15 protein-coding genes and 1 other annotated feature are annotated in these 14,127 nt (G+C 36.2%); all 15 genes read left to right on the forward strand.

Annotated elements, in window-relative coordinates; all coding sequences use genetic code 11:
* Positions 1-259 precede the first annotated feature (259 nt).
* Complete coding sequence (ftsA, locus tag A6J74_RS25055) at positions 260-1,567, forward strand: cell division protein FtsA (RefSeq protein WP_001087556.1); 1,308 nt, start codon at positions 260-262, stop codon at positions 1,565-1,567.
* Positions 1,568-1,606: 39 nt separating this feature from the next.
* Entirely contained in the window at positions 1,607-2,761 is a 1,155-nt protein-coding gene (gene ftsZ, locus A6J74_RS25060) for a cell division protein FtsZ (RefSeq protein WP_000888977.1), read from the forward strand.
* Positions 2,762-3,146: 385 nt separating this feature from the next.
* Positions 3,147-4,064, forward strand: coding sequence for a sigma-E processing peptidase SpoIIGA (spoIIGA, locus tag A6J74_RS25065; RefSeq protein ID WP_000261971.1), 918 nt, complete (start codon positions 3,147-3,149; stop codon positions 4,062-4,064).
* Positions 4,065-4,083: 19 nt separating this feature from the next.
* On the forward strand, positions 4,084-4,803 hold the full coding sequence (sigE, locus tag A6J74_RS25070) for an RNA polymerase sporulation sigma factor SigE (protein ID WP_000976947.1): 720 nt from the start codon (positions 4,084-4,086) through the stop codon (positions 4,801-4,803).
* A gap of 157 nt (positions 4,804-4,960) precedes the next feature.
* Positions 4,961-5,740: an RNA polymerase sporulation sigma factor SigG gene (gene sigG, locus A6J74_RS25075; RefSeq protein WP_000197755.1), complete on the forward strand. Its 780-nt coding sequence runs from the start codon at positions 4,961-4,963 to the stop codon at positions 5,738-5,740.
* A 171-nt stretch (positions 5,741-5,911) separates the two neighbouring features.
* Entirely contained in the window at positions 5,912-6,196 is a 285-nt protein-coding gene (locus A6J74_RS25080; protein ID WP_033657297.1) for a YlmC/YmxH family sporulation protein, read from the forward strand.
* Between the two features lie 118 nt (positions 6,197-6,314).
* Entirely contained in the window at positions 6,315-7,133 is an 819-nt protein-coding gene (gene pgeF, locus A6J74_RS25085; RefSeq protein ID WP_001209015.1) for a peptidoglycan editing factor PgeF, read from the forward strand.
* Complete coding sequence (locus A6J74_RS25090; protein ID WP_000218001.1) at positions 7,130-7,804, forward strand: YggS family pyridoxal phosphate-dependent enzyme; 675 nt, start codon at positions 7,130-7,132, stop codon at positions 7,802-7,804. Before pgeF ends, A6J74_RS25090 begins: the two co-directional genes overlap by 4 nt.
* A gap of 19 nt (positions 7,805-7,823) precedes the next feature.
* Positions 7,824-8,294 carry a cell division protein SepF gene (locus tag A6J74_RS25095; RefSeq protein ID WP_080609620.1) on the forward strand — a complete coding sequence of 157 codons (471 nt, stop codon included), beginning with the start codon at positions 7,824-7,826 and terminating at the stop codon, positions 8,292-8,294.
* A 6-nt stretch (positions 8,295-8,300) separates the two neighbouring features.
* The gene (locus A6J74_RS25100) at positions 8,301-8,564 is read left to right on the forward strand and encodes a YggT family protein (protein ID WP_000214326.1); all 264 of its coding nucleotides are present in this window, start codon (positions 8,301-8,303) and stop codon (positions 8,562-8,564) included.
* A gap of 15 nt (positions 8,565-8,579) precedes the next feature.
* Positions 8,580-9,347, forward strand: coding sequence for a YlmH family RNA-binding protein (locus A6J74_RS25105; protein WP_000029703.1), 768 nt, complete (start codon positions 8,580-8,582; stop codon positions 9,345-9,347).
* Positions 9,348-9,436: 89 nt separating this feature from the next.
* On the forward strand, positions 9,437-9,943 hold the full coding sequence (divIVA, locus tag A6J74_RS25110; protein ID WP_001131611.1) for a septum site-determining protein DivIVA: 507 nt from the start codon (positions 9,437-9,439) through the stop codon (positions 9,941-9,943).
* Between the two features lie 51 nt (positions 9,944-9,994).
* Positions 9,995-10,219 (forward strand) — a binding site (T-box leader).
* Positions 10,220-10,290: 71 nt separating this feature from the next.
* Positions 10,291-13,056, forward strand: a complete 2,766-nt coding sequence (ileS2, locus tag A6J74_RS25115; RefSeq protein ID WP_000455941.1) for an isoleucine--tRNA ligase — start codon at positions 10,291-10,293, stop codon at positions 13,054-13,056.
* Positions 13,057-13,212: 156 nt separating this feature from the next.
* Positions 13,213-13,542, forward strand: a complete 330-nt coding sequence (locus A6J74_RS25120; RefSeq protein WP_001002952.1) for a TraR/DksA C4-type zinc finger protein — start codon at positions 13,213-13,215, stop codon at positions 13,540-13,542.
* Positions 13,543-13,666: 124 nt separating this feature from the next.
* Positions 13,667-14,125 carry a lipoprotein signal peptidase LspA gene (lspA, locus tag A6J74_RS25125; protein ID WP_000642173.1) on the forward strand — a complete coding sequence of 153 codons (459 nt, stop codon included), beginning with the start codon at positions 13,667-13,669 and terminating at the stop codon, positions 14,123-14,125.
* Positions 14,126-14,127 lie beyond the last annotated feature (2 nt).

Consider the following 14,127-nt stretch of genomic DNA (forward strand, 5'->3'; position numbering starts at 1 on the left):
TTTCTATGAGTACATCTTAGTGTAGACTTATACTTGGCGGTAATTTTTACACTTGAAATAAAATTATTTCAAGATAAGCAGTTCTTCACAGGTTACTGCGATATTCTTAAATGAATGTTAAATAAAAATAAGAAAAATATAGGGTTAAAAAAGGGAAACGTATAAAGACGTTGAATATTTTTCTTATAAATAGTAAAGTTGCGATTGTTGTTCCATATATTGAGTTGTATGGTATAAATAAAGAAGGAGGTGCCAAAGAATGAACAGCAATGAAATATATGTTAGTCTTGACATCGGTACATCCAATGTTAAAGTCATCATTGGTGAAATGGTTAATGACAGCTTAAACATTATTGGTGTTGGAAATGTAAAATCGAATGGTTTAAAGAAGGGATCGATAGTCGATATAGATGAGACTGTTCGATCAATTAAAAAAGCAATTGAACAAGCTGAGCGCATGGTGGGAATCCACATTGAGCAAGTTGTAGTAGGTGTCAATGCAAACCAGGTACAGCTACTTCCTTGTCATGGAGTAGTCGCTGTTTCAAATGAAGATCGTGAAATCGGGAATGAAGATGTCTTACGCGTTCTAGATGCAGCACAAGTTGTGTCAATTGCTCCAGAACGTGAGTTTATTGATGTGGTACCTCGACAGTTCATCGTAGACGGTCTTGACGAGATTAACGATCCACGTGGAATGATCGGTGTAAGATTAGAAATGGAAGGTACACTTATTACAGGATCGAGAACTTTACTACATAACTTACTTCGTTGTGTAGAAAAAGCAGGTCTTGAAATTGTTGATATTTGTCTTCAACCTTTAGCGGCTGCAACAGTTGCTATATCTTCGGATGAAAAAAATAGAGGAGTAGCCCTTGTTGATATGGGGGGAGGATCTACGACTTTATCTATTTTTAAAGATGGAGAGTTACAAGCGACAAGCGTATTACCATTAGGTGGAGACCATATAACGAAGGATATTGCGATTGGGTTGAAAACTTCAACAGAAAATGCAGATCAAATTAAGTTGAAATATGGACATGCTTTTTATGATACAGCATCGGAAGAAGAAATGTTTACGGTTCCTATTATGGGAAGCGATCAAACAGAACAATATTCTCAGTTGGAGTTATCGGATATTATCGAGGCTCGTGTAGAGGAAATTTTAATGTTTGTTCAAGATGAAGTACGTAAGTTAGGAGTAAAGCAAGTAGCTTCTGGGTATGTACTAACTGGTGGAATAGCTTCTATGCCAGGTGTTCTTGATCTTGCATATGATATTTTACATGAAAATGTTCGTGTAGCAACTCCTGACTATATTGGTGTGCGTGAGCCCCAATATACAAGTGGAGTTGGATTAATTAAACATTCATATCAAAAAGCTAAATTACGTGGGAAAAATGTGCAGGAAAAGCAAGAACATTTTGAACCAGTACCAGCACCAGCACCAATGCCGGTACAACAACAACCTGCGAAACAAAAAACCCGTAATCAAAACAATAATAATCAAAATGATGACCGTATGATGTCAAAAGTAAAACGTGTATTCCGTTATTTATGGGATTAAAATTGGACACGAAAAATGAGGTTCTAGGGGGATTTCGACATGTTAGAGTTTGATACTACTCAAGATCAATTAGCGAATATAAAAGTTATCGGTGTCGGCGGTGGCGGAAACAATGCTGTAAACCGTATGATTGAGCACGGTGTACAAGGTGTTGACTTTATCGCTGTGAATACTGATGCACAAGCGTTAAATCTATCAAAAGCTGAAACAAAAATGCAAATTGGTGGAAAATTAACGCGTGGACTTGGTGCAGGCGCAAACCCTGAAGTAGGGAAAAAAGCGGCAGAAGAAAGTAAAGAACAGATCCAAGAAGCACTTCGTGGTGCAGATATGGTATTCGTAACTGCTGGTATGGGTGGCGGAACTGGAACTGGTGCAGCTCCAGTTGTTGCTCAAGTTGCAAAAGAACTAGGTGCATTAACAGTTGGTGTTGTAACACGTCCATTTACGTTTGAAGGACGTAAGCGTGCAACACAAGCTGCATCTGGTATTGCGGCATTTAAAGAAAATGTAGATACACTTATTGTAATTCCAAACGATCGCTTATTAGAAATTGTTGATAAAAATACGCCAATGTTAGAAGCGTTCCGTGAAGCAGATAACGTATTACGTCAAGGTGTACAAGGTATTTCTGATTTAATTGCTACACCAGGTCTAATTAACTTAGATTTCGCAGACGTAAAAACAATTATGTCTAATAGAGGTTCTGCTTTAATGGGTATCGGTTCTGGTAATGGGGAAAATCGTGCTGCTGAAGCTGCGAAAAAAGCGATTTCTAGTCCATTACTAGAAACATCTATTGATGGAGCTCAAGGTGTTATTATGAATATTACGGGTGGAGCTAACTTAAGCTTATACGAAGTACAAGAAGCAGCAGACATTGTAGCTTCAGCTTCGGATCCAGAAGTAAATATGATCTTCGGTTCTGTTATTAATGAAGGATTAAAAGATGATATCATTGTAACTGTAATTGCAACTGGTTTTGATGATAGTATTGCAACTCAACCACCAAAACCAATGATTCGTCCGAATGCGAATCACACGCAACAACAGCAACAACCAGTAGCTCAGCCTTCAAAACAACGTGAAGTAAAACGTGAAATGAAGCGTGAAGAGCCGGTTGTACATGAGCGTCATTCAGATTCAGATGATATCGATATTCCAGCATTTTTACGTAACCGTCGTAGACGATAAAAAAAGGGGCATTCATGCTCCTTTTTTGTTTCTGAATGGAAAAGACCTGCTAAGCAGGTCTTTTTTTATTTTGTATATTTAAATTTATCTCGCATTAACGGCCCGTAAAAGCTCGGTTTATGTGGGTTAAAAGGAACCGATTCTACTGATTAAAATTGCGCGTTAAAGTTGTAGTACAGGATTTTTAATTTTCGTTACATATAGTTCAGCCCATCTGTCGGTAAAAAATAAAAACATATCATTCTATGAAACTATACTTTTATTTTTTACCGACAGATTATGTCTAGAAATCACAAAATAACAAAAAAACACCTCCGCAAATTGACACACTTTCCCATTGGATATGCATTATACTAGTCTCAACTTAAAAAAAGAGGTGAATTGTTTGGTTGTTTACGCCGACGTTGTTTGGTTGTTAAACGCCTGCATTGATTTTCTTTTACTTTTATTAACAGCTACCGTGTTAAAAAAGAAGATCAAAAAATGGAGGCTTGTGTTAGGGGCATTTATAGGTTCCACCATTGTTATTTTTGCCTTTACTCCTTTTGCTTCTATGATGACACATCCGATTATGAAACTACTGTACTCGTTACTTATTGTGTATACAGCCTTTGGGTTTACAACGTTTAGAAATTATACACAAACTGTTTTTACTTTTTACTTTGTCACTTTTATGGTTGGTGGAGGATTAATGGGAACTCATTTCTTTTTGCAAACGAATGAGATGGTAAATGGATTGGTTCAATCTCAATCGATTTCTTACGGTGATCCAATTAGTTGGTTGTTTGTTATTTTAGGTTTTCCAGTAATTTATTATTTTTCTAAAAAGCGTATTGAAAGCGTAGAAATCACGAAAATACACTATGACCAAATCGTGAAAGTGAAAATTCAATTAGCTGAAGAAGAATTGGAACTAGCAGGTTTAATTGACAGTGGGAATCAACTTTACGACCCGTTAACAAAAACACCCGTAATGATTATGCATATTTCATCATTAGAACATTGTTTGCCATCTTGGTTAACAGAACAAATTTATTCCAAAACAGAAATTCCTCAAATACCAGAAAAAGATTCTGGATGGGCGACAAAATTACGCTTAATTCCTTTCCGAGCAGTAGGAGTAGAGAGTCAATTTTTGTGGGCAATTAAGCCTGATAGTGTGCAAGTTGATCATGAAGGTAGTTCAATCGTTGTAAACAAAGTATTGATTGGGTTAAATACACAACAACTGTCTACCAATGGAGAGTATCAATGCATTGTACATCCAAAAATGTTGATTTCGCAAAAAATGGTAATTGCTTAATTATGAGAGGCGGGATAATATGATGAAATTAAAATTTTATTTAGTATACCTTTGGTATAAAGTATTGCTGAAACTAGGAATTAAGACCGATGAAATTTATTATATTGGTGGAAGTGAAGCGTTGCCACCGCCGTTAACGAAAGAAGAAGAAGAAGTTCTTTTGAATAAATTGCCAAAAGGCGATCAAGCGGCAAGGTCATTACTTATTGAACGCAACTTACGGCTAGTTGTATATATAGCAAGGAAATTTGAAAATACAGGGATAAATATTGAAGATTTAATCAGTATAGGAACAATTGGCCTTATTAAAGCGGTAAATACATTTAATCCAGAAAAGAAAATAAAATTAGCAACATATGCATCTCGTTGTATAGAAAATGAGATTTTAATGCATTTGCGCCGAAATAATAAAAATCGTTCGGAAGTGTCTTTTGATGAACCGCTTAACATTGATTGGGATGGGAATGAACTGTTGTTATCAGATGTATTAGGTACAGATGATGATATTATTACAAAAGATTTAGAGGCTACTGTAGATCGTCATCTTCTAATGAAAGCATTGCACCAATTAAATGATCGGGAAAAACAAATTATGGAGCTTCGATTTGGGCTTGCTGGAGAAGAGGAAAAGACGCAAAAAGATGTGGCGGATATGCTTGGGATTTCACAGTCATACATTTCACGTTTAGAAAAAAGAATCATAAAAAGGTTACGAAAAGAATTTAATAAAATGGTGTAAAGAATAAGACCAGCCTTTATGTAGGCTGGTCTTATTTTGTTTAGTTGTAGAAGAAGGGGGAATTAAAATGAAAAATGAAGAGAAAACCACATGCATAAAATCCCCTTCAAAGGAAATACTTTACACTGTACAGCAACTCCCGATAGGAGGGAACACTTTGACGAGAAACAAAGTAGAAATTTGCGGTGTTGATACAGCAAAACTTCCAGTACTAAAAAATGAAGAAATGCGTAAATTATTTCGTGAAATGCAAAGTGGAGAGATAAGCGCAAGAGAGAAATTAGTGAATGGAAACTTACGTCTTGTATTGAGCGTCATCCAAAGATTTAATAACAGAGGAGAATATGTTGACGATTTATTTCAAGTTGGTTGCATCGGACTTATGAAATCCATTGATAACTTTGATTTAGGCCAAAATGTAAAATTTTCAACGTATGCTGTGCCGATGATTATTGGAGAAATACGCAGATATTTGCGTGACAACAATCCGATTCGCGTATCTCGCTCGTTACGAGATATTGCGTATAAAGCGTTGCAAGTAAGAGAAAAATTGATCGCAGAAAATTCAAAAGAACCAACAGCAATGGATATTGCAAAAGTGCTAGAAGTGACTCACGAAGAGATTGTATTTGCTTTAGATGCGATTCAAGATCCAGTGTCATTATTTGAGCCGATTTATAACGATGGGGGAGATCCTATCTTTGTTATGGATCAATTAAGTGATGAAAAACAAAAGGACGAGCAGTGGGTTGAAGAGTTAGCGCTGAAAGAAGGCATGAAGCGTTTAAATGATCGTGAAAAGATGATTATTCGAAAACGGTTCTTTCAAGGAAAAACACAAATGGAAGTTGCAGAAGAAATCGGGATTTCTCAAGCTCAAGTATCACGCTTAGAGAAATCGGCTATTAAACAAATGAATAAAACGATTCAAGGATAAGGTCTCACCATTTATGGTGAGGCCTTTTTATATGTACTATTATAGTTTGCGTTCATAGCAATGAGGTCGTGTTCATATAATGAAAATAATATGAACCTTAGTAGCGGTTACTTCCTGTTAATATGAAATACAGTAGTCTGTGTACTTCCAATTCGCCATATAAGGGAGAGGATGAGAGTGATACGGATTTCAGAGTTACAGATGAAGGATGTTATAAATATTTCAGATGGGAAAAGGCTTGGAAATATTGGAGATATTGAGATTGATATCGATACAGGGAAGATTTGCTCTATTATTATTTCCAAACAGGCACGTATGCTTGGGATTTTTGGGAAAGACGTAGAAATTATAGTTCCTTGGGAGGAAGTTATGAAAATCGGGGAAGATGTCATACTTGTAAGAGTAAATCCTGTTAATTCTGTAACAGAATCAATACAAACAACGACAATTTCATAAAGAATATTACAAATTCCTCTTTTTTTTCTGTTGGTATTATGAAAAAATAAAAGTATGGTAAAATAGACAGGAAGTACCATGCTTTTTTCTGTTATTTTAATTAAAAAGGAGCCGCTTTATGAGAGAACCATTTAAATATGTGGACGGTATACTGTATTTACAAGCGTGGAAAGAACTTGGAAACATTACTGCTGGATTTACGACAAAAGATGGTGGGATAAGTACGGGCTCCTTTCATGCGATGAATTTAGGATTACATGTGAATGATATCGTGGAGAACGTTCATGAAAACAGACGCATTTTAGCAAATAAGTTACAAAAACCATTGGAAAACTGGATTTGCTCTGAACAAGTTCATGATCACCAGGTTGAAAAAGTAGGACAACAAGAAAAAGGAAGTGGCGTCTATTCATATGAGGATGGCATTTCAAAAACAGATGGCATTTATACGACTAATAACGATGTTCTTTTAACGTCTTGTTACGCGGATTGTGTCCCACTCTATTTTTATGCACCATCACATGGTATGATAGGACTTGCGCATGCTGGGTGGAAAGGGACTGTAAAAGAGATTGCAAATGAAATGATTCAAAAATGGAGTGCAGAAGGGATTTCAAGTGATGAAATTCATGTTGCAATTGGACCGGCAATCGGATCTTGTTGTTATGTTGTTGATGATAGAGTGTTAACAGCGGCACAGCAAGTAGTAAACGGTTCTGTCCCATATAAAAAAATTTCTGATGGACAGTACGCAATTAATTTAAAAGAAATTAATCGTGTATTATGTGTACAAGCAGGCATAAAAGAAGAACATATTGTAATGTCATCTCTTTGTACAAGCTGTGAAGAACAACTATTTTTCTCTCATCGTCGTGATCAAGGGAAGACAGGGAGAATGTTGAGTTTCATAGGTTTTAAGGAGGAAGAAAACAAGTGACAGTACAAGAAAATTTAATAATTGTAAACGAAGCTATTAAAGAATCTTGCACACGAGCTGGACGTTCGTTGCAAGATATTAAACTTGTTGCAGTTACAAAAACTGTAGGGATTGAAAAAACAAACGAAGTAATGGAAGCTGGAATTATCGATTTAGGTGAAAATAGAAATGAAGGTTTCTTACAGAAATACGAGCATTTTGGCTCAAAAGTTAATTGGCACTTTATTGGCTCATTACAAACGAGAAAAGTAAAAGAAATCATTAATGAAATTGATTATTTACATTCGTTAGATCGTCTTTCTCTGGCGAAAGAAATTCAGAAACGTGCTGATAAGAAAGTGAAATGCTTTATTCAAGTGAAAACCTCATCTGAAGAATCAAAGCAAGGATTGGCAATAGAAGAAACAGTTTCTTTTATTCAAAGTTTGCAAGAATTGGATAAGATTGAAGTGGTTGGACTAATGACGATGGCGCCATTTACAGAAGAAGAGGAAGAAGTTCGTCGCTGCTTTAAGGACTTGCGCAAGCTACAAATAGAGGTGCAGGAGCTAAATCTATTACATGCGCCATGTAAAGAATTATCAATGGGAATGTCCAATGATTACACGATTGCAATTGAAGAAGGTGCTACATATATTCGTTTGGGAACGATTTTAGTAGGAAAAGCGTAAAAGGAAGGAGAATCTTATTATGAGTTGGTCAAAAGTAAAATACTTCTTTTTTGATACACCAGAAGAAAAAGAAGCAGCTCAATATAGCTATGAAAAGGAGCAAACGGATATGAAGAAGCAGCAAGATCCGCTGGAACAACAAGATGTTACGTTTCCGAAAGCACAACCGAAACAAAATGTTGTGAGCATTGAAACGGCAAAGCAATCTTCAAAAGTTGTTTTATTAGAACCACGCACGTATTCGGAAGCGCAAGGTATTGCGGACCATTTGAAAGGTAGACGAGCTGTTGTAATTAATTTGCAAAGAATGTCTACTGATCAAGCAGTACGTATCGTTGACTTTTTAAGTGGTACTGTATACGCTATAGGCGGGGACATTCAAAAAATAGGACCGAAAACATTTATGTGTACACCTGAAAATGTAGATATTGTTGGTGCAATTTCAGAATTATTCGGCGAAGAAGAAGAAACAAATATAAAGAGGTGGTAATACGCCATGACAACCGTTTTAAATGTTTTACTTACTGCTATCGAGATTTACTCGTGGGCACTTATCATTTACATCCTCCTATCATGGTTTCCTGGTGCAAAGGAATCAACTTTTGGAGATTTTCTTGCACGTATTTGTGAACCGTATTTAGAACCATTTCGCAGATTTATTCCGCCGTTTGGTATGATTGATATCTCTCCACTCGTTGCGATTTTTGCGTTAAAACTTGCTAAAAGTGGTTTGTTCAGTTTGTTCAGCTATTTCTTGTAATAAGAGGCTAAATACATGAGCATTTACGAACATTTCAGACCTGATGAAGAGGTCTTTGTAGATAAAGTGCTAGAGTGGAAGCGAGCAGCAGAGTACCATCAAGTGAAACTAACAGATTTCCTTGATCCAAGACAGCAACAAATTGTTTCTATGGTAATTGGACAAGGAGATGTTGCTGTGCAATTTGATGGTGCAACGCCTTACGCAGAGCGTAGAAGAGCACTTATTTATCCAGACTATCTAGAATTAAATGAAGAAGAATTTCAAGTAGAAGTATTAGAAATTGACTATCCTTCCAAGTTTTATACGCTAGAACATAGGCAAATATTAGGTACATTTATGTCACTTGGTTTAACGAGAGAAAAATGTGGTGATATTTTGCTTCAAGAAAATCGTGCCCAAATTGTAGTTGCGAAAGAAATCGTATCTTACATTGAGATGAACTTACAAGCAATAGGGAAAGTAAAAGTCTCCTTATCAGCAGTACAAGGAGAACAAATTCTACAGACTCATGAAACGTGGGGAGAGAAATCTGGAACGGTTTCTTCACTTCGCTTAGATGTTATGTTGGCTGAAATGTTACATATATCCAGACAGAAAGTGCAACCTTTCATAAAAAATGGTTTAGTAAAAGTCAATTGGAAAACAGTAGAGCAAACTTCTTATGAATGTTATCCAGGAGATGTGTTTTCGGTGAGAGGATATGGGCGAAGTAAATTGTTTTCTGTAGAAGGTAGAACAAAACGCGACAAATGGAGAATTTTGTATGGTATACTAAAATGATTGGTTTTTTAGAAGGAAATCCTCCTATTTTGTCGAAGAAAAGATATAATTGAAAGAGGAAATTTAGATAACTACTTGGAGGTGGCGTTGTGCCGTTAACACCATTAGATATTCATAACAAAGAATTTGGTCGCGGATTCCGTGGCTATGATGAAGATCAAGTAAATGAGTTTCTTGATCAAATTATCAAAGATTATGAATTAGTCATTCGTGAGAAAAAAGCTTTAGAAGAAAAAGTTGCGCAATTAGAAGGAAAGTTAGATCATTTTTCTAACATTGAAGATACGTTAAACAAATCTATCGTTGTTGCACAAGAAGCAGCGGAAGAAGTAAAACGTAATGCGCAAAAAGAAGCGAAATTAATCGTACGTGAAGCTGAAAAAAATGCAGATCGTATCATTAACGAAGCTTTAGTAAAATCAAGAAAAGTTGCTTTTGATATTGAAGAGCTAAAGAAACAAGCGAAAGTATTCCGAACTCGTTTCCGTATGTTATTAGAGACACAGCTTGAAATGCTAAACAACGATGATTGGGATAAACTAATTGAGTTAGAAGACGAAGTAGATGAGCTGTTGAAAAAAGAAGAAACAGTGTAAGCTTGACGTTTTTCTCATTATTACATATAATTTTAAACAACATATTTATTAAGAAAAACGAAGATAGGGATAAGTACCTTTTCAAACCTTATATAGCGAACTGAGGACGGTGTAAGCTCAGGATAAGGAGATTAGTGGGAATATCACCCTGGAGTTCCGCGCTGAACAAATAGAGTAAGCGTAGGCGTGTATTCGCGTTAAGAATATAAAGAGGGTTTTATACATATGTATAGAATCTACTAGGGTGGTACCGCGGGAGACTTTCTCGTCCCTTTTTGGGATGAGAAGGTCTCTTTTTTATTCCGTTTTTTAAGTATTTCTTTTATACATGTAAGGAGGAATTGAGCATGGAGTACAAAAATACATTACTGATGCCAAAAACAGAGTTCCCAATGCGTGGGAATTTACCAAAACGTGAGCCTGCAATGCAAGAAAAATGGGCTGAAATGAATATTTATGAAAAAGTACAAGAACATACAAAAGGCCGTCCTTTATTTGTGTTGCATGATGGACCTCCATATGCGAATGGTGACATTCATATGGGACATGCATTAAATAAAGTGTTAAAAGACTTTATTGTTCGCTATAAGTCAATGACTGGTTTCAGTGCACCATATGTTCCAGGTTGGGATACGCACGGTTTACCAATCGAACAAGCGTTAACGAATAAAGGTGTAAAACGTAAAGAAATGACAGTTGCTGAGTTCCGTAAGTTATGTGCAGAGTATGCATATGAACAAGTAGAACGTCAACGTGAACAATTTAAGCGCCTAGGTGTACGTGCAGATTGGGATAATCCATATATTACTTTAGAGCCAGCTTATGAAGCACAACAAATTAAAGTGTTTGGTGATATGGCGAAAAAAGGTTACATCTATAAAGGGCAAAAACCAGTTTACTGGTCTCCAACAAGTGAGTCTGCTTTAGCAGAAGCTGAAATTGAATACCAAGATAAAAAATCAGCATCTATTTATGTAGCGTTCCCTGTAAAAGACGGAAAGAACGTATTAGAAGGTGATGAGAAATTTATCATTTGGACAACAACTCCTTGGACATTACCTGCGAACTTAGGTATTTCTGTTCATCCAGAGCTTGAATATAGCATTGTAAAAGTAAATGACGAGAAATATATTATCGCTTCTGAATTATTTGAGACAGTTGCAAAAACGTTAGAGTGGGAAAAAGCTGAAGTTGTGAAAACGGTAAAAGGTAGCGAACTTGAGTATACAGTTGCAAAACACCCATTCTACGAGCGTGATTCATTAGTTATGCTAGGAGATCACGTAACAACAGAGGCAGGTACAGGTTGTGTTCATACAGCACCAGGACATGGGGAAGATGACTTCGTTGTTGGTAAAAAGTATGGATTAGAAGTACTTTGCCCAGTTGATGATAAAGGTGTATTAACAAATGAAGCACCTGGATTTGAAGGCTTATTCTATGATAAAGCTAACAAGCCAATTACAGAAAAATTAGAAGAAGTAGGCGCGTTACTGAAACTAACATTCATTACGCATTCATACCCACATGATTGGAGAACGAAAAAACCAATTATTTTCCGTGCGACAGCACAGTGGTTTGCATCTATTGAAGCATTTCGTAAAGAGTTATTAGAAGCTGTTGCGGAAACGAAATGGGTACCAGCATGGGGCGAAACTCGTCTTCATAACATGGTTCGTGACCGTGGTGACTGGTGTATTTCTCGTCAGCGTGCATGGGGTGTGCCAATTCCTGTATTCTATGCTGAGAATGGTGATCCAATTATTACAGATGAAACAATTAACCATGTAGCAGATTTATTCCGTGAACACGGTTCTAACGTATGGTTTGAGCGTGAAGCGAAAGATTTATTACCAGAAGGATTTACACATCCAGGTAGCCCAAATGGTGAATTCCGTAAAGAAACAGATATCATGGATGTATGGTTCGACTCAGGTTCATCTCACCAAGCGGTATTAGAAGAGCGCGATGACTTACAACGTCCAGCTGATTTATATTTAGAAGGATCTGACCAATATCGTGGTTGGTTTAACTCTTCATTATCAACAGCAGTTGCTGTAACAGGTAAAGCTCCATATAAAGGCGTACTAAGCCATGGTTTCGTACTAGATGGTGAAGGACGTAAAATGAGTAAGTCGATTGGAAACATCGTCGTACCGAAGAAAATTATGGATCAATTAGGCGGAGATATTTTACGTTTATGGGTATCATCTGTTGACTATCAATCTGACGTACGTATTTCAGATGATATTTTAAAACAAGTAGCAGAAGTGTATCGTAAAATCCGTAACACATTCCGTTTCTTATTAGGCAACTTAGATGACTTTAAGCCAAGTGAAAACACAGTAGCGGTAGCTGAACTTCGTGAAGTAGATCGTTACATGTTAGTGAAGTTAAATGACTTAATTACAAAAGTAAAAGAAGCATATGAAACATATGACTTTGCTGCTGTATATCATGCTATTCACAACTTCTGTACAATTGATCTAAGTTCATTCTACTTAGACTTTGCAAAAGACATTTTATACATTGAAGGTGCAAATCACGCGGATCGTCGTGCAATTCAAACTGTATTATATGACGTTCTTGTTGCATTAACGAAACTTGTAACACCAATCTTACCTCATACAGCTGATGAAGTATGGCCATATGTTCCAGGTGTAACAGAAGAAAGCGTACAGTTAACTAACATGCCGGAAGCTACAGAAGTAGAGGGTTCGGAAGCGTTAAAAGCGAAATGGGATGCATTTATGACATTACGTGATGACGTATTAAAAGCGTTAGAAGTAGCTCGTAATGAGAAAGTAATTGGTAAGTCATTAAATGCGAGCATTACTCTTTATCCAACTGCAGAAATGAAAGTAATGTTAGAGTCTATTAGCGAAGACTTGAAGCAATTATTCATCGTTTCTGAATATAAACTTGGTGGTATGATGGAAGAAGCTCCAGCAGATGCGCCTAAGTATGAGCATACAGCGGTTGTCGTTTCTCAAGCAACTGGTGAAACATGCGAACGTTGTTGGGTAGTTTCAGAAACAATTGGTAAAGATGCTGAACATGAAACATTATGTGAGCGTTGTGCATCAGTTGTTAAAGAAAACTATGTAAAATAATAAAAAAACTGACTGCTATTGATGCAGTCAGTTTTTTTATTGATGGTATATCGAAATAACTTTCAGGCTCTTTCCTGTGAAGGAAAAATGTGTGTGAGGTAAGCAAATAAATTTCGGACACACTAACTGTACATTACAGCTAGGAGGAATGTACACGTGAATGAAATTTACATGGAAATAAAAGAAGAATTGCAATTGATGAGAAAAGAGTTGCAAGAGAGACTAGCTAAAGAAGTAATGCACAAATATGATGCTGAGTTCAGCCAAGAGCTTGGATATGAAATTAAGGAAGAGATAAAGAAAAAATTGCTATTACATGATATAAAAGAGGACTTAAAGGATGTAGAACGCGCATTATTTAAAATGGAAATAGATATGTACGGTATTTGTGAAGAGACGGGGAGAGTAATTTCGACAAAGCAAATGAAAACAATGCCGACTGCCCGTACGATTCATGAATTTTTCTATGAAAAGGTAAATGTATGAATACGCACAACGATATTATATTACCTTTTTTTAATTTATTTTATTCTTCTATAAAGGTTCATTGTGAAAAGGTAGCAGCTATGCTAAAATTTTGAGGTACACTGTCTTTGTGGGGGAAATGAAAATGATATATTATGTAATAGCGTTATTTGTCATTGCCATCGATCAAATATCGAAGTGGCTAATTGTAAAGAACTTGGAATTGGGTATGAGCATTCCGATAATCGATAATGTATTATACATAACATCACATCGAAATAGAGGAGCTGCCTGGGGGATTTTAGAAAATAAAATGTGGTTTTTCTACATTATTACGGTTGTCTTTGTAGTATTTATCGTAATGTATATGAAAAAATATGCAAAAACAGACAAGCTTCTAGGAATTTCATTAGGTCTAATTTTAGGTGGAGCAATTGGTAACTTTATTGATCGTGTATTTAGACAAGAAGTAGTGGATTTTATTCACGTGTATATTTTCTCGTACAACTATCCAGTATTCAATGTAGCTGATTCAGCGTTATGTATTGGTGTTGTATTAATTATTATTCAAACATTATTAGAAGGCAAGAAAACGAAGGAGTAATT

Origin of the sequence: Bacillus sp. FDAARGOS_235, from assembly GCF_002073415.2 — a bacterium.
In the GTDB taxonomy this organism is placed as follows: Bacteria; Bacillota; Bacilli; order Bacillales; family Bacillaceae_G; genus Bacillus_A; species Bacillus_A toyonensis.

Excerpts from the sequence above, each read along its gene's own strand:
- ileS2 (WP_000455941.1), top strand. The coding sequence starts at position 10,291 with ATGGAGTACAAAAATACATTACTGATGCCAAAAACAGAGTTCCCAATG.
- A6J74_RS25080 (WP_033657297.1), top strand. The coding sequence starts at position 5,912 with ATGAGAGTGATACGGATTTCAGAGTTACAGATGAAGGATGTTATAAAT.
- A6J74_RS25095 (WP_080609620.1), top strand. The coding sequence starts at position 7,824 with ATGAGTTGGTCAAAAGTAAAATACTTCTTTTTTGATACACCAGAAGAA.
- pgeF (WP_001209015.1), top strand. The coding sequence starts at position 6,315 with ATGAGAGAACCATTTAAATATGTGGACGGTATACTGTATTTACAAGCG.
- lspA (WP_000642173.1), top strand. The coding sequence starts at position 13,667 with ATGATATATTATGTAATAGCGTTATTTGTCATTGCCATCGATCAAATA.
- A6J74_RS25100 (WP_000214326.1), top strand. The coding sequence starts at position 8,301 with ATGACAACCGTTTTAAATGTTTTACTTACTGCTATCGAGATTTACTCG.
- ftsA (WP_001087556.1), top strand. The coding sequence starts at position 260 with ATGAACAGCAATGAAATATATGTTAGTCTTGACATCGGTACATCCAAT.
- A6J74_RS25105 (WP_000029703.1), top strand. The coding sequence starts at position 8,580 with ATGAGCATTTACGAACATTTCAGACCTGATGAAGAGGTCTTTGTAGAT.
- ftsZ (WP_000888977.1), top strand. The coding sequence starts at position 1,607 with ATGTTAGAGTTTGATACTACTCAAGATCAATTAGCGAATATAAAAGTT.
- sigE (WP_000976947.1), top strand. The coding sequence starts at position 4,084 with ATGATGAAATTAAAATTTTATTTAGTATACCTTTGGTATAAAGTATTG.